Annotated in this window: 17 protein-coding genes; 14 read left to right on the top strand and 3 right to left on the bottom strand. The window is 45.5% G+C overall.

Annotation, left to right across the window (positions count from 1 at the left end):
- Positions 1-280: orotidine 5'-phosphate decarboxylase / HUMPS family protein (locus tag KF839_RS01630; RefSeq protein WP_292916064.1), on the top strand; the 280-nt coding region annotated here is incomplete at its 5' end.
- Positions 281-283: 3 nt separating this feature from the next.
- Here the strand turns inward: KF839_RS01630 and KF839_RS01625 are convergent.
- Complete coding sequence (locus KF839_RS01625) at positions 284-1819, bottom strand: class I SAM-dependent methyltransferase (RefSeq protein ID WP_292916063.1); 1536 nt, start codon at positions 1817-1819, stop codon at positions 284-286.
- Positions 1820-1955: 136 nt separating this feature from the next.
- Positions 1956-4574 carry a beta strand repeat-containing protein gene (locus tag KF839_RS01620; RefSeq protein WP_292916062.1) on the bottom strand — a complete coding sequence of 873 codons (2619 nt, stop codon included), beginning with the start codon at positions 4572-4574 and terminating at the stop codon, positions 1956-1958.
- Positions 4575-5153: 579 nt separating this feature from the next.
- On the opposite strand from KF839_RS01620, the gene KF839_RS01615 reads away from it, so the two are divergent.
- The 12 genes from KF839_RS01615 to KF839_RS01560 all read left to right on the top strand — a co-directional run bounded on the left by KF839_RS01615 (position 5154) and on the right by KF839_RS01560 (position 22426).
- On the top strand, positions 5154-5912 hold the full coding sequence (locus KF839_RS01615; protein ID WP_292916061.1) for an ABC transporter permease: 759 nt from the start codon (positions 5154-5156) through the stop codon (positions 5910-5912).
- Positions 5902-7164 carry an ABC transporter ATP-binding protein gene (locus KF839_RS01610; protein ID WP_292916060.1) on the top strand — a complete coding sequence of 421 codons (1263 nt, stop codon included), beginning with the start codon at positions 5902-5904 and terminating at the stop codon, positions 7162-7164. Before KF839_RS01615 ends, KF839_RS01610 begins: the two co-directional genes overlap by 11 nt.
- 37 nt (positions 7165-7201) lie before the next feature.
- Positions 7202-9004, top strand: a complete 1803-nt coding sequence (locus KF839_RS01605) for a GNAT family N-acetyltransferase (RefSeq protein ID WP_292916059.1) — start codon at positions 7202-7204, stop codon at positions 9002-9004.
- A 13-nt stretch (positions 9005-9017) separates the two neighbouring features.
- Positions 9018-10199 (top strand): glycosyltransferase family 4 protein, encoded by a 1182-nt coding sequence (locus tag KF839_RS01600; RefSeq protein ID WP_292916058.1) that lies wholly within the window; start codon positions 9018-9020, stop codon positions 10197-10199.
- Entirely contained in the window at positions 10165-10944 is a 780-nt protein-coding gene (locus KF839_RS01595) for a PIG-L deacetylase family protein (RefSeq protein ID WP_292916057.1), read from the top strand. The genes KF839_RS01600 and KF839_RS01595 overlap by 35 nt, the downstream gene beginning before the upstream one ends.
- Before the next feature lie 59 nt (positions 10945-11003).
- The gene (locus KF839_RS01590) at positions 11004-14867 is read left to right on the top strand and encodes a rhamnan synthesis F family protein (protein ID WP_292916056.1); all 3864 of its coding nucleotides are present in this window, start codon (positions 11004-11006) and stop codon (positions 14865-14867) included.
- Positions 14868-14922: 55 nt separating this feature from the next.
- On the top strand, positions 14923-15924 hold the full coding sequence (locus tag KF839_RS01585; RefSeq protein WP_292916055.1) for a glycosyltransferase family 2 protein: 1002 nt from the start codon (positions 14923-14925) through the stop codon (positions 15922-15924).
- A gap of 74 nt (positions 15925-15998) precedes the next feature.
- A complete protein-coding gene (locus KF839_RS01580) occupies positions 15999-16940 on the top strand; it encodes a glycosyltransferase family 2 protein (protein ID WP_292916054.1) in 942 nt (313 codons plus the stop codon).
- Entirely contained in the window at positions 16933-17823 is an 891-nt protein-coding gene (locus KF839_RS01575) for an NAD-dependent epimerase/dehydratase family protein (RefSeq protein WP_292916053.1), read from the top strand. Before KF839_RS01580 ends, KF839_RS01575 begins: the two co-directional genes overlap by 8 nt.
- 70 nt (positions 17824-17893) lie before the next feature.
- Positions 17894-19660 carry a type I secretion system permease/ATPase gene (locus tag KF839_RS01570; RefSeq protein ID WP_292916052.1) on the top strand — a complete coding sequence of 589 codons (1767 nt, stop codon included), beginning with the start codon at positions 17894-17896 and terminating at the stop codon, positions 19658-19660.
- A gap of 73 nt (positions 19661-19733) precedes the next feature.
- Positions 19734-21086: an HlyD family type I secretion periplasmic adaptor subunit gene (locus KF839_RS01565; protein WP_292916051.1), complete on the top strand. Its 1353-nt coding sequence runs from the start codon at positions 19734-19736 to the stop codon at positions 21084-21086.
- A 5-nt stretch (positions 21087-21091) separates the two neighbouring features.
- Positions 21092-22426: a TolC family outer membrane protein gene (locus KF839_RS01560; protein ID WP_292916050.1), complete on the top strand. Its 1335-nt coding sequence runs from the start codon at positions 21092-21094 to the stop codon at positions 22424-22426.
- A gap of 20 nt (positions 22427-22446) precedes the next feature.
- Here KF839_RS01560 and KF839_RS01555 read toward each other — a convergent pair whose 3' ends face one another.
- A complete protein-coding gene (locus tag KF839_RS01555) occupies positions 22447-22941 on the bottom strand; it encodes a DUF5658 family protein (protein ID WP_292916049.1) in 495 nt (164 codons plus the stop codon).
- A gap of 219 nt (positions 22942-23160) precedes the next feature.
- Between KF839_RS01555 and rpmH the strand changes: the two genes are divergently transcribed.
- Positions 23161-23295, top strand: coding sequence for a 50S ribosomal protein L34 (gene rpmH / locus KF839_RS01550; protein WP_090721140.1), 135 nt, complete (start codon positions 23161-23163; stop codon positions 23293-23295).
- Positions 23296-23301 lie beyond the last annotated feature (6 nt).

The raw sequence follows: 23301 nt of genomic DNA, 5'->3' as shown, positions 1-23301 counted from the left end.
CGAACGCCTGGCGCGACTCGCAAGTGATTGCGGACTCGATGGCGTTGTGTGTTCGGCGCTGGAGACACACCAACTACGTCTGCAACTAGGTGAGAATTTTTGTTTGGTAACCCCTGGCATCAGACCCGGCAACGCGGCATCCAATGACCAAAAGCGAATCACCACACCCAAGCAGGCCATACTTGATGGCGCACATTATCTGGTCATCGGTCGGCCAATCACGCAAGCAAAAGACCCGGTTTTAGCATGCCGACAAATTAATTCTGAAATTTCTGAATAGTTGTTACACAATTTGCAGTGCTTTCAGAATAGGCAAGCGCTTTTCCGAAAATTCTACCGCTTGATGTGTTAATTCGGCGATATTTTCTTCGGATGTTGGGAGACTCTTTCCTTCTTTAATAAGACGTTGATTCAGTATCTCCAAATGCCGCCACGCAAAATTCGCCCATTCATGTGGCTGTTTGTGTCCCTGATGACGCGCAAGTAAGAATAACTGTTGAAAACGGCTGACCGATATGCCACCACCGGTAAGAGGGCTCGCAAGATAAGCGATATCGCTGCTGCTACGGCTCTTATTCAGCAAATAAAGATTCAGTTTATCAGTAGCTCGTTTCGCTCTGTTAATAACTGTATCGTCTTGCAGAATCCCTAAGTCGCCTTTACCCGCCAGAATCATCACTGCTTGCAGCACTTGAGCAAACACCAGTTCCTCCTTTTTCATTTCATACTCGATTTGGCCGAGACTGCGCGGCTTATGATCTGCCAGCAAATCCAGTATAGGTCGGTAAACATCCTCGTTGAGTGTCGCCTCTCCGCGGGCGCCCCCTACTTTCAGTTCCACTGATGTTTTTTCCGTTGTCAACATGACACGCTGCGCCCTGAGTTGCTCACCTCGGTCAAATGTACCTAGTTGACGTTCACCTTTCACCCAATAATCACGGCGAAATTGCGTATTACACATAAAATCCCGGACAGATTGCCGGAATGCAGCATCCGGTAATTCCCGCAGAAGCGCTTGTTGTTCTGTGCTGAGATTCACGGCATCAACGTGATCGCTATAATGCGCGGAACAAGTAAAACCAAGTTTTGCAGCTGAAAGCCATTCCGCCATGCGGGCAAATGACATGGGATGCCAGTCGCGATTGAAATATTCGTGTGCCAGATAATGACGGCTCTGCTCTTTCATGCGTTTTATACGCTCAACAACCTGTGGATTGATCTTGCTATAAAGCGGATCGGTGGCAAGCATCCGTTCCACAAAATCCAAAGCCGCATCGATACGGTTTGCGATCCCTTGTCCGCTGGCACCCATCACTTCCGTATGCAAGTTGAGTAGCTCGCGCATCGGCACCATAGCCGCCCACCCCGGTTGCGTGTTATAGCTGATATACAATACTCCGCCAATTTTCAATTTACGCCGCAGGAAATCGATAATAACGCGGCGATTCTGATCGTTTATCCAACTCCATATGCCATGTAAGCCGATATAGTCAAACTCAGGCAAGTCCGTGCGAGAACAAAAATCTTCAAATGCTTCATCGTAAAGCGTTGCATCTGCGCCAGCGGCAGCGGCAATCTCTTGAGCAAAACCTGCCTGACTTGGGTTGAAGTCAGTTCCATACCACGATACTTGCGATGCGGCTGCATGCATAGCGATACTCATTCCTTGACCAAATCCAAGCTCACACGCTGTTCTCACTTCGGGTAATGCTTGTCCGGTTGCGAGAAATGGCAATTTGAGCCGCTGCGGATTCAATTCGGTGTAATACCCATACGTATATCCAATATCAGCCACGTATCCTGCGGTCCAGTTGCTCATCGAAATTCCCTTCACTTAATTTGCGCTTCTGAAATAGGAGCCGATTATCGGCAACGAAAAACCCCGCCCCTTTTACAGGAGACGGGGTTTTAATTCTATCCTCAAGCAAGGCAAACCGCAGTTTGCCTTTAACCAATTAGAAGTTAACGTCAACTTCGGAGATACTGGTAATACCTGTTAATTTGATAACAATATCGTCAGCAGCCGTAAAGTTACCGTCTTTATTAGCATCGACAAATACGTAACTATCGGCACCAATATTTGTATAAGCTACACCACGATCACCGGCCACAGAACTGAAAAGATCTGCAATACTGGTCAGATCAGTTGTATTGCCAACTGTCGCGCTGACATTCTCGACACCGCGTTGCGCGCCTGTGAAACCAAAATTAGTGAGATCCAGACGATCAGTTATTGCAGTACCACCGATATCAAACTTGGTGATGTCATCGAAACCTGTATCGGCACCAAGTGTGATCTTACCGTCTTTACTGGTATCGGTCAGTTGCGAATCGGATGCGGCTTTCAGCACGAAGGTATCTCGAGCTGCGCCTGTTGACGCTGTCAAATCAATCACGTCAGCACCTTTACCAGAATAAATCGTATCACCCGTCGCTGTTGCAGTGTAAGTATCCACTCCATCAGAACCGGTGTAAGCAACACTCTTAGCATGCGTAGACAAGTCTACCGTCACATTGCCTGTCGAGCCACTGGCATTTACCTTGGTTACTACGCCGATGGTGGTTACGCTGGAAAGATCGACAGAAGCATCACCGGTAATCGTCAAGGTTTCAGCTTCGGTCGCAACGATTTTCGCGGTCAATGTGTGTTTCGAAGCTTCCAACGCATCGGTACCACCATCCAGCGTGCCGACTTTAGCTTGGACCGTTAAATTCTCAACACCCGCCACCGTCACCGTTTGTGCATTGATATCACCGTCCGCTGCGTTATCTTTGTTGCCGTCATTAATTGTGGCAGCCAGCGTGAACGATTCAGCAGTTCCTTTGGCAGTCGTACCGGTGTAATCCTTACCAGTCACAGTAATGTTTTTCACAACATCGAAGTTAGCGTTTGTTTCCGCTTTACTTGCGATGTTCAGCACAAAAGTATCCGCAGCATTTTTGAAATCGATATCGCCTGTTAATGCACCGGCAATCGCTTCATCAATCTGCACTGTAGCAAAACTATTCAGCGAAACATCGTAATTACCCGTACCACCGGAAACATCCAGAGTTTCGAAGTTTGTGATGTAGTTAGCAGTGGTGGAAGTCAATGTTGAACCATCGGTAATATTGATGATATCGGTACCGTCGCCACCATTCGCGCCCTTGTCGAATGCTGCCAAATTTGCACCCACGAAAAGGGTATCATCGCCGCCGCCCAAGTTTGCCGAGGAACCTGCTGTCGCGATCGCGTCACCATCAATCACATCATTACCGCTACCCGTGGTAATGGTGACAGCTTTAGCCGCTTGCGTGAGTTCAGCTTTAACAGCACCTGTCGAAGCGGAAGCATCGAAGGTTGTAACCGCTGCCAGCGCCGCGCCTGTCAGATCCACCGCACCGCTGCCGGTAACAGTAACACTAGTCAAGGATGCGCCGCTATCGGTAAAGGTCAGTGCGTTATCGCCAGATGCTGCAATCGTTGCAGTCGTAATCGCATCGGCATTCGTCGAATTCACATCCACATAAGCATTATTTGCCGTGATATTAGCAGTGGTCGCTTTGCTGGCATTATTTTTACCCAAGTCCAAAACAATCGCTGTCGTATCGGTACCGACCGTATCCAGATTCAAAGCGATCGTCGTCGCAGTACCTGCTGTACCGCCGATAGCGACATCTTGCTTCTGATTTTTAACAGCTAAGGATGCGATATCACCGATGTTATTAACGGTACCCGCTGTGGTGCTGTCAATAACAGTCGCTGTGGTTGCACCAGTGGTGTTGGATAAATCCAATACGGCACCAGCATCTGCAAACCGTACATTAATCTTCTCGATATTCTTGATCGTTGCAGCTACAGTAGCATTTTGCGCCAAAGTCGCATTCAGGGAATCAATACCGGCGCCACCATCGATTGAATCAACGCTTTGCAGTGTATTGGTCAGTGTACCGGAGACATTCTGAGCTGCGGCTTCAAAAACATCAACCCCTGCCGTACCAGTAAAAGCAGAGCCACTATCTTGATTGACGGTAAGCGTAAAGGTTTTTCCAATGCCACCCGCTCCGTCCAATATTGCTTGCACATCATCATCCGTATAAGGTGCTGTGCCAGTCACATCACTCAAAATTTTCTGAAGCGTATCAAAATCGGTTGAAGTACTTACTTTAGAAAAAGCATCGGCAACCAATGCTTTATTTTCCAGCAATGTTTTGGTGTCGGCAAATACCGGATCAGTCGTTGTCGATAAAAAAGTCACCGCGTCGTAGACGATATCGCCAAAACCGTCACCCGCTTCGAGGCGAGTATGGAAGTAGTTATGCGCCTGCGCGCCTGCACTCGCTGCATCCTCACTATCGGTCAAACCAAAATGGTCCATCAGGACACCAACCTGATCCTCTACCGTTACTTTTCCAGCCAAAATATTTGTGGTAAAAATCGGGAGTCCAGCTAATGCATTGGATAATTGCTGAATGGTTCCACCATTCGAAACAAAATTTGCCAAATCAGTTAGATAGATCCCGCCTGGTGCTGCATTGAACAAACCTGCAACAACCTTCAAAATTTCTGTTTTCTGTGCATCATTTATAGCCATGGGGAGCTCCCTTGATAAAAATTAAAAATAATTACGAAAGTAAATTACTTGCAAGTTTTTCACTTTTCACTATGTCTCTTTGTAACCTCTGTGAAAACCAGCAATTTGCCTAGCAGAAATTACCACAAAAGCCAAGTTAAAGTGCATTCTGCCCAAAACAATCTCTCATTGCAAGTCTGCCAGGGAAGTTTTCTCTTGAAATGTTGCTTATTTGCAACATTGTTGCGAATGATAACAACAATGATTTTAGGTGATTAATCCAAGAAACCGGCATAGCAAATGTTTTTTTAACTTCAACTGCAAATCCCATCTACCTACATTCGTTAAAATATGATAAACAAAGCATCAAACGTAAATGACACCACACAAATCGATCAAATATTACACAATGCAGTACCTATCACCCAGTATTATTAGCAAACTTCAGTAGTAGTAATCTTTATAAATTATTATTTTTTGCTTATGATAGATAAGGCATACTGACTGTCATTTTCATTATTCAATTTCTTGCAGCAATTCAAATTCAACTTTCTAAGTCATTTCTCTAGTTTGAGACAACACTATCCTTTGATCGTACAAATGATCAAACGAGAGATCATTGGCCGATATCGAGGCTCATTCTTGGGGTTATTATGGACATTCATCAATCCCATCCTGATGCTTGCTATATATACTTTCGTTTTTAGCGTCGTTTTTAAGGTGCGGCTCGATCCGCAAAATAGCGATATTTACGAAGATAAATTTTCCTTTGCACTACTGCTATTCACCGGCCTCATACTTTTTAATTTATTCTCTGAATGCTTATCCCGCGCACCCGGACTAATACTGTCAAATGTTAATTATGTGAAAAAGGTGATTTTTCCTCTCGAAATCTTGCCGCTGGTTTCTTTGGGATCAGCCCTATTCCATGCCGGAATCAGTTTTTTAGTACTGACTATTTTTTTGTTGATCGTTAACCATCCCATTCATCTAACACTGCTACTCCTGCCCATCATCGTACTTCCGTTTGTATTACTCACCATGGGATTATCTTGGATGCTCACTTCTATCGGTGTTTTTGTACGCGATATCGGTCAGTTTATCGGTTTGGCTTTAACCATGTTGTTGTTTCTCAGTCCGATTTTCTATCCTGCTTCCGCACTGCCGGAATCAATTCGCGACTACCTGTTTCTCAACCCTTTAACATTCATCATCGAACAAACCAGAAGCATCATTCTCTATGGTCAAATGCCGGATTGGATCGGTCTTATCGCCTATTATGCATTAGCTGCCTTCGTCGCCTGGGTGGGATTGACCTGGTTTCATAAAACCCGAAAAGGTTTTGCTGATGTCCTTTAATACCGTTGATCCTGTACCCGCGATACAGGCTGTTAATTTATCGAAATGCTATCAGTTGTATCAGCATCCAAAAGATCGGCTTAAGCAGTTTTTATGGCCGCATCAATGGCTGGGGCCACGACGGTTCTTTCGTGAACTGTGGGCGCTGCACGAAGTCAATTTGTCCGTTATGCCAGGAGAAGTGGTTGGTATTGTCGGTCAGAACGGCTCCGGAAAATCCACCTTGCTACAATTGGTTTGCGGCACATTAACGCCCACAAGCGGTGAAGTTCAAGTCAATGGCCGGATTGCCGCCTTATTAGAGCTTGGAGCCGGCTTCAATCCTGAATTCAGCGGGCGAGAAAACATTTTGATGAGCTCAACCATCATGGGATTAAGTCAGTCAGAAATAGCCGATCGAATTGACGACATCATCGATTTTTCGGGTGTCGGGGATTTTATTGACCAGCCGGTGAAAACTTACTCCAGCGGCATGTATGTCCGTTTGGCTTTTTCCGTAGCGATTAACGTTGATCCGGATATCCTGGTGATTGATGAAGCTTTATCTGTCGGTGATGGTGCTTTTGCCCGTAAATCATTTGCACGGATTATGCAAATGCGCGACACCGGGAAAACCATATTGTTCTGCTCGCATTCATTATTCCAAGTGGAATCGCTGTGCGCTCGCACCATTTGGATTAATCGCGGTCGAATCATGCTTGACGGTGAATCAGCCGAAGTAGTGACCGCTTATCAAGCATTTCTTGATAAAAACACACCCAATTTAGCGAACGATGCGCCTACTCCTTTTACAAATAAAGTCATTACTTCTGAAAATTGCAAACCGCCTTCCGGTACCGCCAGATTATTAAAAGTAGCGCTACAAGAAAATGATGCGAACACGCATGCTAGTATCATGAGCGGCGAATCCAGCATCCAAGTATCGATTGCTTTCGCTTCCGATCCGTCACTGCCCTGTCCGAATGTCGCGATGACGCTACAAACACCGGATGGTCGAACGATTACCAGCGCAGCAACATGGGAAGATCAATTCGTCCTGCACCGGACAACGGAAGGAATGGGCGAAATCAATCTTAAGTTAGATGAAATACCATTACTCAAAGGTGAATATCTGGTTAATATCTATCTGATGTGTGAACGCGGTTTGCACATTTACGATACCGCGATCGCGGCAGCCACGCTTCAAATAAAACAATCAAGCCGCTTACAAGGTTATTTCTCAATACCGCATCGATGGGAAAATACGCTTTGATAGTTGAGGTATGACGAAATCAGTGGATCACAAATTGATGAAATCGAAAATACAGCTCTACCGGCAAGCGGATTATGGGGTATCCGCGACTGCGGTTTTGCCGTCGCCATGCAGAAATTTTGTTTTTCCTTATAATGTCTACGCACACGCAATGCTGCTGCAAGAAGGCAAAGTTTTTGATCTTCATTATGGTTTATTCTCACCAACCATCACCCGCTTACACAGTGCGCAACAATTTGCCACAGATTTGATTTTGACCAAGCTTCCACCGCCTCCCGGGCGAATTCTTGAAGTCGGTGTCGGTCTGGGTACCGTTCTTTCAGTGTTAAGTCAGCGTGGCCACATGGTTCACGGAATCACCGCCGACACTCAACAGATAGCTTATCTTCAAAGTACCTTAGGAACGGACATTTCCGTCAGCAATCACTCTTTGGAAACTTACAAAGCCGAACCGGAAAGTCTGACTGCCATTCTATTAAAAGAAACAACCCAACCGATTGAACCGCTATCAATTCTCAACAAAGCACAAGATTTATTAGCGCAATCCGGGCAATTGCTTATGATGGGTGAGTTTTTGCTGAAAAACGATGCAGCCATACGTAACCCCAGAAACCTTCCACAACTCGATCATATGATCACATTGGCTGAGCGATTCGGGTTTGAATTGGTCGAGCGCTTGGATTTATCCGCTTCAGCAGCACCAATGCTGGATTATCTGCTGCAGATCATCGTCACACACCGGCAGCGATTAATCAGAGATCTGCTATTGAGTCACGAGCAACTTGCGCAGCTCGAGCAATCCAATCAAGTCTGCCGCGATATGTACAACAACAACCAAGCCGGTTATGCACTACTGCAGTTTAGAAAAAAGACGCAACCCAAATGGCGTTTACAACTTCTGAGAAAAAATCAAATGCCGGAATTGCTTGAGTTGTTTAAAAAAACATTTGATCATGACATGATTCCGACTGTCTGGCACTGGAAATACAATACACTTCCAGGGCAGGAAATCGGAGTTTGGCGGGATCAAAAATTAATCGCCCATTATGGCGGTATTGCGAGAAAAATTCTTTTCTTTGGTCAATCACAAACAGCGGTACAAATCGGTGATGTCATGGTCGATAGCACCGAGCGGGGCACATTGACTAAGAAAGGTCCTTTTTTTCTGATGGCTGCGACTTTTCTGGAGCATTACATTGGTTACAACAAACCCTATTTGGTGGGATTCGGTTTTCCAAATGAACGGGCAATGAGAGTTGCGGAACGGCACGGACTTTACGCAGAAGTCGGCAGGATGATCGAATTCTCCTGGAGCCCGTTATCCAAGTGGCCTCGCATCAAATCCCGATTATATGCGATTGATCAAGCGGACGACCCTAATGCCGCTGCCACTGTCGACCACTGCTGGCAACAAATGGCCCAAGATTTATCCGAATCCCTCGTTGGCATCCGCGATTGGTCTTATTTGCAATATCGCTACCTGAATCACCCCACGAATCACTATCAAATCGTGTTAGTAAAAAACCGATTTGGCGGAAAAGCACGAGGAATATTTGTACTGCATTACGATTCCACTGGTTGCGAAGTCGTTGATCTGATAGCAGCGCTTAGCGAAATCCCCGAATTGATCGTGCACGCCAGGCGGTTGGCAGGTATTAACGGTCATCAGCGGCTTTACTGCCGGATTACGGAAAATTTTGCAACACCCTTTGCTGCAACTGGCGGCACTCAACAAGCTTTGGACTTCCGCATTCCCGCCAGTATCTGGGACAGTGCGCCATCCATCGAATTGTTACGAGACCGTTGGTGGCTCATGTCCGGAGACATGGATTTCCGTTGAGCAATCGGCATTCATGAAAATTCTCATGGTGACTCGCGAGACACAGGCGGATCAGCGTTACGGTCTTGGCCGCAGCCTCATGCCGCTGCTACAGGCGTTTCGTCTGCGCGGCATTACTGTCGACTATCTTTGTCAAGCTGATTTGGGGCAACGTGCCTTGCTGTGGCAACACCGTTGCCTTGCTATAGGTTCATTTCTGCTTGGAAAATGGCCCGTTTCCACCAATCTCCCGGCGTTGCTCCAGGTGCTGCTGGAGCGCATCAATATGGGACGCCTTGCCGCCAAACTTTCGACCACGCAGCAATACACACATGTGCATTGTCACGACCCTTTCATCGCTGCAGGTTTACGTTTTTTCTTGCATTTCTACCGTAACCAGCCCATCGTCTGGGGCATCACCGAGCATGGTTTTGGTTGCTACGCTCAAGCGATTCATGAAGATGGCATTCACATGAGCGCTAGCATGATGCGCCTCATCCGCCGATGGGAAGCTCATACGCTGCTCGCCGCATCCTGGGTAATTGCGCCGACCCGCCGATGCTTGAACCAGATCGCCGATGACTTGAGAATCTCCCCATTACCTGGAGACTGGTATTCTATCGTTCATGCGCGCCCTGCACTTAATCACTATAGCCGCCAAGAAGCGCGGCAGCGGCTGGGCTGGGACAATAACGCAATTTATATTCTCAGCGTTGGCCGCATCGCGCCGGTGAAACGGTTCCCCATGCTCATCGAAGCATGCTCCAAATTAATTTTGGAAAAAGATTGGCAACTGGTAATTCTCGGTGAAGGCGATCACCATCTATTGCAACAGCAAGCGCAGCATCTGCAATTTACGCGTGAAATCCTGTTCGCAGTCACCGACGATGTTGGTTTGTATCTTTGCGCCGCCGACTTATATGTCAGCGCTTCGGCATCGGAATCGTTCGGTCTTGCCAATCTGGAAGCACTAACCGCAGGCACTGCGGCGGTATGCACTGCAGTTGGCGGCGTACCGGAAGTTGTCGGTGACGGCGCGTTATTATCCGCTTCCGATACCGACGCACTCGCAGAGGCCATGCAACGCATGTTAAATGATGTTCAACTGCGTCAACGGATCTCTCAGAACGGCCGGGCAAGAGCCGAAGCATGGCCCGATATCATTGAAATTACCGATCAATATGAAACAATTTATCGCCAAGCTGCAGCAGGCTAGAATCTCCCGTTTGGATCTTTGCCCATTGCCGGCCCTGCTCACTCCGATTGAGCGTGGCACCGTACTTGTTTTTGCACCGCACCCGGACGATGAAACATTGGGTTGCGGTGGCACCTTGGCGCTGCTGCGGCAAAAACAATGCAGGGTCAAAGTTGTTTTTGTCACAGATGGCGCAGGCGCGGGTAGCCTCGATACCGACGCTCCCGCCATCCGACGCAAAGAAGCCATAGCCGCTTTAACAATCCTGGGAATCGACGACATCGAGTTCCTCGACGAACCCGACGGGAATTTTCGTAATTCAATCCACTTTGAAAACAAAGTCCGCAATTTGCTACAGCAATTTCAGCCGGATTGGCTATTCGTACCTTCGGTGCTTGATTATCATCGTGATCATGTCGCCATCGGGCAGGCCGTTCTATCTTGCTGGCGGGACTGGAAACCATCAGGGCGCGCATTCATTTACGAAATCTGGTGCCCGCTTCCTGCTACGCATGTCATCGACATCGGCAGTGTGATCGGTATCAAGCAACAAGCCATTTCCTGCTACGCCTTACCGCTCGCGCATTGCGATTATCTTTCCGCAAGTATCGGATTAGCGAGCTACCGGGGTCTTTACTTGCCAGGCAAGCGAGATTGTAATTACGCGGAAGCTTTCACCGAAGTGGAAAAGAAAACCTCTTTTGGAGGCTTACTGCAAAAAATGCTAAACTTACGGCTCTATCTTGAAAACCTATTGAAGCGTTAAACTTGGCTTACTTCTTAAGTTTAAGTGATTTCTTTCCAAATTAATTCCGGAATTCCAGAATGCCTGTAGAAAACGGCGTTGTGCACCCTCTTGTCAGCGTCATCATCCGTAGTATGGATCGTCCGACATTATCCGAAGCATTGGACTCAGTCGCCTCGCAAACTTATCCGAATATTGAAGTGGTGATTGTCAATGCTAAGGGGCATGATCATCAAAAACTGGACGAATGGTGCGGATGTTTCCCACTCAGAACTATTGACAATGATGGGCCATTAAATCGAAGTCGGGCGGCCAATATCGGACTTCATTCAGCCAGAGGAAGTTATCTGATTTTCCTGGATGACGATGATCTATTTTATCCGGAACATATTACAAACCTTGTTGCTGCTCTACAAAATCACACAAACGTTCGATGCGCATACGCCGGCGTACGTCTTGAAAATTACTTGGATCAGCAACTTCAAAACATCTCTACATTTAATGAACCTTATGATCAACGGCGGCTTTGGGGAAGGAATTTTATTCCGATTCACGCCATGTTGTTTGAGCAATCTTTAGTCACTACCGATCATTGTGGTTTTGATGAAAACCTGGAAGTCTTTGAAGATTGGGATTTCTGGATTCAGCTCAGTCAACACAGTGAGATATTGCACATCGATAAAATTACCGCCATTTACCGCAATCACGGGCACTCTGGTTTAGGAATTAAGCAGAATGAAACCTTCATAAAAAAATCCAGAAGCCGAGTTTATGATAAATGGAAAACACGTCTGAGCGGAGAACAACTAGAAGAGTTAATTCAATACCGCGAGGATGCGATATCCAGCCTCCGCAACCAGTTGACTGATAATGAAAAACTGGCCGATTCACTACAAGATCGTCTCGAACAAAATTTATTTGCAAGTACTCAACGTGAACAAAAGCTACAAAAAACAATTGATGATCTACGAAAAACAATCGATGATTTACGAAAAACAATCCATGATTTATCTCATTCAACTTCATGGAAAATTACTGCCCCATTGCGTTTCTTAGTCCGGATTTCCCGCGGACAGCATCACGAGGCATGGGATGGTTTACGCCGCAGAACTTTCCCTTTACTTAAAGCCATTTATTGGCGACTTCCATCGCAGTGGCGTAAACATGTATTAAATAGCGCATACCGCATCGCCGGTCCACTGTTCTCCGGAATAGGACACTATGAGATATGGCGAGCTAGCAAGGCTGGCTATTCAGCTCGAGGATCTGACACTGCCTGCGGCTTGCTGGCAGGAATGCTCGATCTTTCCACGGTTACTCCGCTAACAACACGGCCAGCCGGGCGCATTGCAATCCACGTGCATATTTTTTATGCAGACCTGGCAACGGAATTTGCCAGCTATCTGGGCAATATGCCTTTTCCGTACGACTTGTTTGTCTCAACGCCTGATGAAGCAGCAAGCCAAATATGCAGGCATGCTTTTTCCCATCTGCCTCACCTAGGACAATTAACCATCACTATCGTACCCAACCGCGGACGCGATATTGCACCTATGTTTTGTACTTTTGGGGAGGCATTGCAACACTATGATTATATTGCTCACATCCACAGCAAAAAATCGTTGTATAACGAGGGCTCTACTAATGGATGGCGTGAATATTTACTCACAGGCCTTCTGGGAAGCAGGCCGCAAATACAGAAAATTTTCACGCTACTGACCGGAGAAAAAACTATCGGTTTTGTTTACCCCCAAAATTTCGCTGAATTACCCTATTTTGCAAATTCCTGGCTTTCCAATAAAGCATGCGGGTATTTCTGGTGCCACAAACTAGGCATTCCACATTGTCCAATCGGATATTTTGATTATCCCGCTGGATCTATGTTCTGGGCTCGAACAGAAGCTCTGCATCCATTATTCAAAGCGCATATCCAGATCGAGGATTTTCCCGAAGAAACAGGACAAACCGACGCAACCTTAGCGCATTGCATAGAGCGCTTATTTGTCTTGGTCACCAAGCGATCAGGATTCAATGCCATCATTCTTCGAGACAACAAATCCCCTAGCTGGTCTCGCTGGCGCTTTGAACAATATTTGCTACGCAGCAAAAAAAATGCACATACTGCATTGGCCGATCCAGCTTTACGTGTAGTTGTTTTCGATATTTTTGATACGCTACTGACTCGACCGCTTCTTAATCCTGAGATGATTAAAAATATCGTCGCTCGGCGCATCGGCGGTGAAGCAGGGAAACTCTATCTTGAATTTCGTGCCATTGCAGAATCTCAGGCACGTCAGAAAGCAGGCCGTGATATTGGTCTGGATGCTGTTTTTACCGAACTCTCTATTCTATCCGGACTCTCACTCGAGGCCACCAAGCAATTACATAACCTTGAAGAAGCCATCGAACAGGAAGTCATTACACCACGGTTGGAAGTCATTGCTCTGCTACAACTTGCACTTTCCTTGGGTAAACGCGTCGTATTAGCCAGTGATATGTATCTATCTAAGCTCGTTATCGAAAAGATGCTAACGCGCCATGGTGTCAGCGGATGGCATGCATTTTATTTATCTTCTGACACTGGATTCAGAAAAGATAGCGGTGATTTTTATCGGCAATTGTTAATACATGAGAATGTATCTCCAAGCGAAGTCCTGATGATCGGAGACAACGAACATTCCGATGTCCAGATACCCGGTGACATGAAAATCAAGTATCAGCATATCATGCGTCCCATCGAGTTGGCACGAGCAATGCCACGATTGGAACCACTCATTGAGTATTCATTATATTGTAATGATCTCAACAAACAGCTTACTCTTGGAACTATCGTACAAGGTAATTTTCATCCTCTATTTTTTCCGCACTTTAATCCTTCCGATCTCGTTCCTGTCACACCTTGGGCAATTGGATTTACCATAATCGGTCCTTTGATTCTATCCTTTGTGCAGTGGTTAGCAAAAAAAGCGGCGACAGATGGAATTCAGCGTTTGTATTTTCTTGCACGCGAAGGACAAATACTAAAAATAGTCTATGACCAATGGGTATCCAATATTGCGAATCCAATTGCTTCCGACTACCTAGTGCTTTCTCGTCGGGCAATTACTGTACCAATGATTACAAGTCTCGAGGATATATATAGAATCGCCCGCACACGATACTTCCCCACTCATTTGTCCAAATTTATACATGAACGGTATGGGTTAATTCTGTCTTCCAAAGAATACAAAGATCTTGTACAAAGGGGACTCTGGACAGACAATAAGTTGGTTTCAGTAGAAAATGAAAATATCGACCATTTAATACCTGTATTGCAAGCTCTAGAAAAGCGCATCATGCAGAATGCACAGTCTGAACGTCCAGGATTACTAACCTATTTGAATAATCTGGGTTTAAATTCAGCATCCATATCTGCTATTGTGGATATTGGTTACTCAGCAACTGTTCAAGGATATCTTAATCACTTATTAAATAAAAAAATACATGGTTATTATTTGATAACTCAGGAACGTGCGGAACAAGTATCTTCTCAATATAAAGTAATTACTCAAGGATATTTTGGTCATTACGTCAATCCTAAAATTAATTCGCTATTAATGCTAAGAGAAAGCTTTTCTTTAGAAAAACTATTAAGCTCGGATGATGCACAAATCGTTTGCTATCGACAAACAAATTCTGGTGATATTGTTCCTGAATTTCGCCAACTTGCTGACGAAGAACACCGATCCACATTAACTCGGGTAGAGATAAGACGCGGAGTAATGGATTTTGTAGCTCAATCCATCACCATACGGGATAAATTAATCAGTGATTTCGAGATCCCTCCAGATATACCCGCTGCTTTGTTTGAAGAATTTATTGCGCACACTTCCCCATTAGAAAAGGACATTCTGGGTACATTAGTGCTTGATGATTACTATTGTGGCCGTGGCCTTGTAAGTTAGTGAATTTATCGTTCACAATAAGCACTAACAACACATTGCTTCATATGGTGTAATCATGAGCAATCCTTTTTTCTCAATTGTTATAGTTAACTACAATGCCGGAGCTATGTTGACCAATGTTATGTCAACATTATCCAAACAAACCTATAAAAATTTTGAAGTGATCGTCGTCGATAATAATAGTCAGGATAATTCCTGGCGGGCGGCAGAAAATTTACCTTTCTCATGTCAGCTGGTACGACTAAGTAACAATACTGGATTTGCCTCGGCCAACAATCTCGCAGTAAAAGATCACGTAAAGGGAGAATGGCTCTTTTTACTCAATCCCGATGCTTATCCTGAGCCGGAATGCCTGGAAGAAATTATAAAAAATATTAATCGGATCCCCAACGTCGATTGTTTTGCCTGTGCACTGATTGACGCCAATAAACCATCACGTCTGGACGGGCTGGGCGATACTTACCACATATCCGGATTACATTGGCGCACTGGCCATGGATACCCTTGCGATATCACTCCAAAGCATCCGATAGAGATTTTTTCAGCATGCGCAGCCGCTGCTATATATCGCACCGAAACTTTCCGCCAGTTGGGCGGTTTCGATGAAACATATTTTGCTTATTCCGAGGATGTCGATCTTGGTTTCCGCCTGCGGCTCATCGGTGGTAAAAGTCTGTTATTACCCAATGCAAAAGTTCACCACGTCGGTTCCGGTATCACGGGAAGCTCAAGCGACTTTTCTGTTTATCATGGGCATCGTAACTTAACTTGGACATTTATCAAGAATATGCCCAGCCCACTAATTTTTATCTTCTTGCCGATCCATCTAGCCATGATTTTTTACGTGGGGTTCTTTTATGCGGCTTCTGGCCGTTTCGGGCTTTATTTGCAAGCTAAAATTGACGCTTTTCAGCAGATCGGATCACTATTGGAACAAAGAAAAAAAATTCAAAGCAGGCGAATTTGTTCTTGCATCAGCTTACTTCAAATGATGGTTTGGTCACCTCGCAAGGCCTTTATTAAAGCATCCACCAAACAAAAAAACACAACCTATTGACACTTCGAGATAATTACCGATAATACCAAACAGCAATTATTTGACGCCAAAGTGGCCCTACTTGAAGGTAGACAATGTACGCTCCACAACAAATCTGCCACAATATAAAAAAACAATGCAAACAATCCATATCTGCAATAATCGTCAACTATAACGCCGGTCCAATATTAACCCAGTGTGCCCAGGCAGTTTTGCAACAGGCTGAGCAAGTTTTAGTAATTGACAATGCTTCATCCGACTCAAGTTTGGCAGAACTCGAACGACTTCTCCCCTTAAATGATCGTTTCCAAATCATTCGCCTGCCGCACAATCGAGGCTTCGCTGCCGGTTGCAATACCGGCTTAAGCGCATCAACGCAACCCTATATTCTTTTTCTGAATCCGGATTGTATTCTGCAGGAAAACTCATTACAGCGCATGATGCAAGTAATGGAATCAGATCCTCGGATCGGCATGGTTGGCGGATATCTTATTAATCCCGATGGTTCCGAGCAAGGCGGTGGGCGGCGCGCTATTCCTACGCCGTGGCGGGCTTTTGTACGCGCTTTCGGTTTATATCGTTTGGAAAAATACTGGCCACAAGTATTTTTTGATTTTCATTTGAATAAGCAACCTTTACCTCGGGATCCTATTGAAGTTGAAGCGATATCCGGTGCATTGATGCTAGTGCGACGTCAAGCGATTGAGGATGCCGGTTCCTGGGATGAACAGTATTTTCTGCATTGCGAAGATCTGGATTGGTGCATACGGTTCAAACAAAAAGACTGGAAAATTATTTTTGTGCCGGATGCGCCGGTTATCCATTATCAGGGAACCTGTAGCCGTGCCCGGCCATTCTTCGTGGCTTGGCACAAACATAAAGGCATGATGCGCTTCTACCGGAAATTTTTCCGCCAGGAATACCCAATGGTATTGATGGGATTGATTACTTTCGCTGTATGGCTGCGCTTCAGCGCCACCATCATTTATTACGTTCTTAGAAACGGCTACCGCAAGTTGGTACCCGGTCATGAATGAAAAACAAGTAGGTGTTTTGGGAGCAACAAGCTTAGCCGGTGAGTGCATACTGCGGCAATTGATACAAAATGGCTGGCATGTGAATGCTTTTTCACGTTACGCAATCGCTCACCATCATCCGCAAATGACTTGGCGGCAAATTAATTTACCCCATCCGACTGACCCCGACAACAATGATAATCCCATTCCCTACTGGCTATGCGCGGCTCCCATTTGGGTCCTACCCGGCTATTTTGATTTACTATTAACCTACGGTGCACAACGAGTTGTAGTATTATCTTCCACCAGCCGCTTTACCAAAGAAATTTCATCCGACCCTTTAGAAAAGAAAATTGTACAGCGATTGATAGACAGTGAAGACAAGGTGAAAGCATGGGCAACCGCGCATAAGATAGACTGGATCATTCTGCGGCCAACATTGATTTACGGATACGGACGCGATAAGAACATTAGTGAAATTGCTCAGGTAATCCGCCGATTCGGCTTCTTTCCATTGTTCGGTCCCGCGCAGGGTTTGCGGCAACCTATTCACGTCGAAGATGTTGCATTGGCATGTTGTAGAGCGCTTGACACTTTAAATTTGGCTAATCGATCCTATAATCTTACCGGTGGAGAAGTTTTAACGTTCCGTGAGATGGTCCGTCGCGTATTCGAAGCGCAAAATCTTCCTCCACGAATGCTCACGGTGCCATTATGGTTCTTTAAAATGGCATTATGGGGATTGAAGCGCCTGCCTCGCTATCGCCATTGGACACCGGCAATGGCTGAGAGAATGAATCAGGATTTAAAATTCGATTGTTCGGAAGCACAGCGGGATCTTAACATTGTTCCCAGACCGTTTAAGCTCATGGCGACAGATTTACCCCGTCAACTCAAGCAGTAAACAATCCCTATCAATCAATGTATTTTCGCAAGTAACAATAAAAACACATCATCATGGTGATTATTAAGAGATGAAAATTAAACTGAAAGCTCCTCAAAATGAAGTTGCGCTAGCATTGGTCAGCTTTAAGAAAACTTTCAGAAACATCGGTGTTTTTAGCGCCGTGATCAATATGCTCATGCTCATGCCCGCCATCTATATGCTGCAGCTTTACGACAGCGTATTAACCAGTCGCAATGAAATGACGCTGTTGATGCTGACGTTGATCATGCTGGGTGCTTATATTTTTATGGGCGCGCTCGAATATGTGCGTACTTTTGTATTGATTCGAGTCGGTGCGCAGCTCGACATGAAATTGAATCGGCGTGTCTACACCGCCGCTTTTGAGGCCAGCCTGAAACACGGCGACACCAATGCCGGACAAGCTTTAAAAGATTTAACCAGCATCCGGCAATTTCTTACCGGTAATGCGTTATTTGCCTTTTTTGACGCGCCCTGGTTTCCGATTTATTTACTCGTGATCTTTATGTTTCATCCGGCATTGGGTGTGTTTGCGCTATGTGGCACCACTCTATTGATCACGCTGGCTTATATTAACGAGAAAATCTCGCATCAACCGCTAGCCGATGCCAACTCGGTAGCGGTTGCATCAACCAATTTAGCGTCCAACAACTTACGCAACGCCGAAGTCATTGAAGCCATGGGAATGTTACCCAATCTGCAATCCCGCTGGTACCAATTGCACAGTCGCTTTCTGAATTTACAAGCGGAAGCAAGTGAAAAATCCGGGATTGTCACGGCACTCTCCAAATCTTCCACCGTCGCATTGCAATCCCTGATGCTGGGCTTCGGTGCATTATTGGTTTTGGATAACAGCATCACGCCCGGCATGATGATTGCCGGATCAATCCTGCTGGGTAGAGCGATCGCACCGGTTCAGTTATTAATCAGCGTATGGAGACAAATTGGCGGAACTCGCAGTGCTTATGAACGGCTGGTCAAACTGCTGGATGACAATCCGGCAAGAAAGGCTGGAATGGCACTGCCCAAGCCTCAGGGATTGATTGCCGTTGAAAATGTCACAGCCGCGCCACCCGGCAGTAAAATACCGGTCATCAAAGGATTGACCTTCACTCTTCCTGCTGGCGAAGTCCTCGGTATTATTGGTCCAAGCGGTTCCGGGAAATCAACCCTGGCGCGCTTACTGGTCGGCGTATGGCCAGCCGCTGCCGGCAAGGTCCGACTCGACGGCGCCGATGTTTATCTTTGGAACAAAGACGAATTAGGACCCCATGTTGGTTATCTGCCGCAAGATATCGAGTTATTTGCCGGATCTGTATCAGAAAATATCGCCCGATTTGGCGAAGTCGATGCGGAAAAAGTAATTCTAGCCGCCAAGCGCGCCGGCGTTCATGAGATGATTCTTAATATGCCGGAAGGCTACGACACACATCTAGGAGACGGCGGCGCCGGACTATCCGGCGGGCAAAAACAACGTCTCGGCTTGGCGCGTGCGATGTACGACGATCCCGCGATGATTGTTCTTGACGAACCCAACTCGAATCTCGATGACACCGGCGAGCAAGCGCTTTTAGCAGCAATCGTCGATCTACGTAAGCGTGGTAAAACCATCGTCTTGATTACCCATCGCACCAGTATCCTAGGCGCAACTAACAAACTGCTCTTATTACGCGATGGCACAGCAAAGATTTTTGGTCCTACACAACAAGTCATTGAGGCGATTACCAAACAGCAGCAAGCGCAGTTAGCCCAGAAGAACATGGAAAATCCAACGGCTCAAAATCAAGCGCCTCAGACATCCAGTAATGATACTTAAGCAATACGAAAAATATGGCGACCCCTTATAAACAATCAATTAGAAATACTTTGATTATTGACCGGAAATACTCATGAAGCTTGTGGCTGAAAAAAAAGAAACGATAATTGAGAATGCGCCGGTTCATCTATCCAACCAAGTGCAAACCGATGAAACTATTTACACCCGACTCGGTTGGTGGATCGTTTTAGCCGGCTTTGGCGGATTCATCCTATGGGCAACTTTTGCACCGTTGGATAAAGGCGTACCGATCTCCGGCACTGTAACGGTATCCCGTCACTTGCAAGCCGTTCAGCATCAGACCGGCGGAATTATCGAGAGTATCCTTGTAAGAGAAGGCGAACATGTAGAAATCGGCCAGGTTCTGGTTCGCATGAATGATGTCCAAATCAAAGCAAAAGCTGAAATAACCAGAAATCAGCTTTATACGGCACGCGCTGTTGAAGCTCGTCTATTAGCTGAACGCGATGGCAGCAACGAGATTATTTTCCCGGATGAATTACTGGTATTGCATACCGATAATCGCATTGCTAATAACATACTCATTCAGAATCAATTATTCACGGCCCGGAAATCAGCGCTTCATCATGAAATCGCTGCACTTGACGAAAGCATTTCCGGTTTTAAATTACAATTACGAGGCCTTGAAGCCGCTCGCAGCAGCAAAAACCAGCAATTAACACTCTTAAAAGAACAGCTTAATAATCTAAGAGAGTTATCCGAGGACGGTTTTGTACCACGAAACCGCGTTTTGGAAATAGAGCGTACTTACACACAACTACAGGGTGAAATTTCTTCCGATATCGGAAATGCAGGGCGCATTCAACGCCAAATAGCGGAACTTGAGCAACGCCGCATTCATCGGTTGCAGGAATATCAGAAAGAAGTGCGGCAACAGCTATCGGATATTAAAAAAGAAGCGGATTCATTGAGCAGTCAGTTGCAAGCTCAAGAATTTGAACTGGCTAATATCGAAGTCAAAGCGCCCGTCGACGGTACTGTAGTCGGCATGAATGTATTTACCGAAAGCGGTGTCATAGGTCCCGGATTTAAATTAATGGATATCGTCCCAAGCGACGATGTACTCGTGGTTACCGGACAAGTACCTGTTCATTTAATTGACAAAGTACATATGGATCTTCCGGTAGACCTCATTTTTACAGCTCTTAACCAAAAAAAGACACCTCAAATTCCTGGTGTAGTAACACAAGTATCAGCAGATCGTTTGGTTGACGATCGGACCGGTTTGCCATTCTTCAATATCAAAGTCCAAGTTACTCAAGAAGGCATGAAACAATTGGCGGATCAACAGATTCGAGCAGGTATGCCAGTGGAGGTATTCATAAAAACAGGTGAGCGTTCATTGATAAACTATTTGTTCAAACCGATCCTTGATCGTACACACTCCGCATTAAGCGAAGAATAATCGCAATGACACAAAACAGCCATCAGCCATTCATTATTGTAGCCTTCGTTTTCCTTAATTTTGCAAATCAAGCTTTTGCTATGGGTCTTTTGGATGCTTATGAAGCCGCGCTTAATCATGATCCGACCTTTCGCGCGGCTATTTACGAAAATGAGGCGGGACAACAAGCTGAAGCTATCGGCCGCGCAGGACTCTTACCAAGTTTGAACGTCACTCATGCGCAAAATAGAAACTCTGGGACATTTACGCAACAAGGTGTCTCAACTGTACAAACTTTTGATGGTCAAGTCAGCATGTTAACTTTGCGGCAGCCGTTGTTCAATATGGAAGCCATCGCTGGTTATCAACAAGGAAAAGCCCGGGCGGATTCCAGTCGCGCTAAATTCATTAGCAATGGCCAACAACTTGCTGTCCGGCTTGTTGAAGCCTATGTGGAAACATTATTGGCACAGGATCATGTCGTACTCGCCGAGGCGCAACTGGACGCACTCGAAGAACTGAAACGCGTAAACGAACGCATGTTGCAGAAAGGTGAAGGTACGACCACCGATGTACTGGAAACTCAGTCAAAATTTGCGATTGCCCAAGCGAAATTGATTGAAGCTAAAGACGAGCTGGAAATCGCCCAGCTTAAACTCGAAGCCATTGTGGGACAAAAAATAACAAAACTGGACCGGCTCTCGCCATCCTTCAGTACCCAATCGATTCAATTACTCGATTATGAAAATTGGCATAGCTTGGCACTTGAACAAAATGCGGAATTAATCACTCAGCGGCATAATGTCGCTTCCGGCAAAGAAGAAGTTAAGAAAAATCGCGCTGGCCACATGCCACGTGTCGATTTTGTAGCCAGCCTCACGAAAAATCAACGCGGCTCCTTTATTAATCGAGGCTTGGACGCAGAATTCGGCACAGTAGGCATTGAGGTTAATATGCCGCTTTATGCGGGAGGCCGGGTTAGCGCCCTTACTACCCAAGCTGCTGCAAACCATGCACGCGCTGAAGCCGAGCTGGATGCGATGACTGACAAGGTTGTTGTAGAACTTCGTAAGCAGTTTAACCTACTAATAAGCGGCGTTAAAAAAATCGAATCATTAGAACTTGCAGTCAAATCGGCGGAACTATTAGTGGAAGCCACGCAAAAAAGTATCCGTGGCGGCATTCGAATCAATTTGAACCTGTTGGAAGCCCAACAGCAATTACATACGGCGCGGCGTGACCTGATTCAGGCAAAATATGGCTATCTACTCACTTACCTTCGCTTACAACTTGCTGCCGGCACATTGGTACCTGAAGATTTAAGAGATATCGCAAATTACTTTAAAGCCGGAGAATATTGATTCAATTGTTTGTGGTTCTCTCAATAACTACTCATTGCCAGTGCAATTAAATGCAATTCATAACCAATCAAAATTGCATAACCTGCCAGGATCGAATAATTAATATGCCTCACTCGAATTCCCTTGAACAAATGCGCTTCATGATGGATTATCAGTAGGATTAGAGCCAATGAAGTAAGTGCAAGCTTAAAAGCTACAAATTTTTCCGTGCTATCTTCGATCAAAACTGCCATAAACCAATTCAGTTCTTTACCGCCATTTGCAAGAATATTGAGTGTAAGAAATGCATCCAAAGTACTCAAAAAAAGGATAGCGACGGCACACAGTATCAAATGACCGGCATAACGATCAACATACACCGGCTCCCCTCTTGCGGTTATCCTGCGCTCACCCATTCGCCGACCAACCTTAATTCCCAAATGATAAGCACAAAAAAAAGGCATCTTTTGACGCCGGTTCCGTGTTCGGATATCTAGGACTGCAATAGAATCCGTCATATTTATATGATGACTCATATAGTACCCTCTCTCTTATGTATACCGTGAATCAGGAAACTATTATTCAATTTTTCCACACAGCATAAATATATAATGCATTGTGAAAAATGCTAGTGTAAAACCAGAAAGTGGACATTGCAATAACCTTTTTACTGGTTTATTGATAAAAAAATTGACATCAAGCGCCATAACAAGTTTTAATATGCGGTTCTATATTGACTAAATTTTGAGAAAAAAATGAAACGTACTTATCAGCCATCGGTTACAAAAAGAAAGCGTACGCATGGATTTTTAGTTCGCATGAAAACACGTGGCGGTGCTGCAGTCATTCGCGCTCGCCGCGCAAAAGGACGAGCCCGTCTAAGCGTATAATTTTAC

It is taken from the genome of Nitrosomonas sp., from assembly GCF_019635155.1.
Classification (GTDB): domain Bacteria; phylum Pseudomonadota; class Gammaproteobacteria; order Burkholderiales; family Nitrosomonadaceae; genus Nitrosomonas.
Note: the sequence above shows the minus strand (reverse complement) of the source record. Positions and strands in the feature narration are given on the sequence as shown.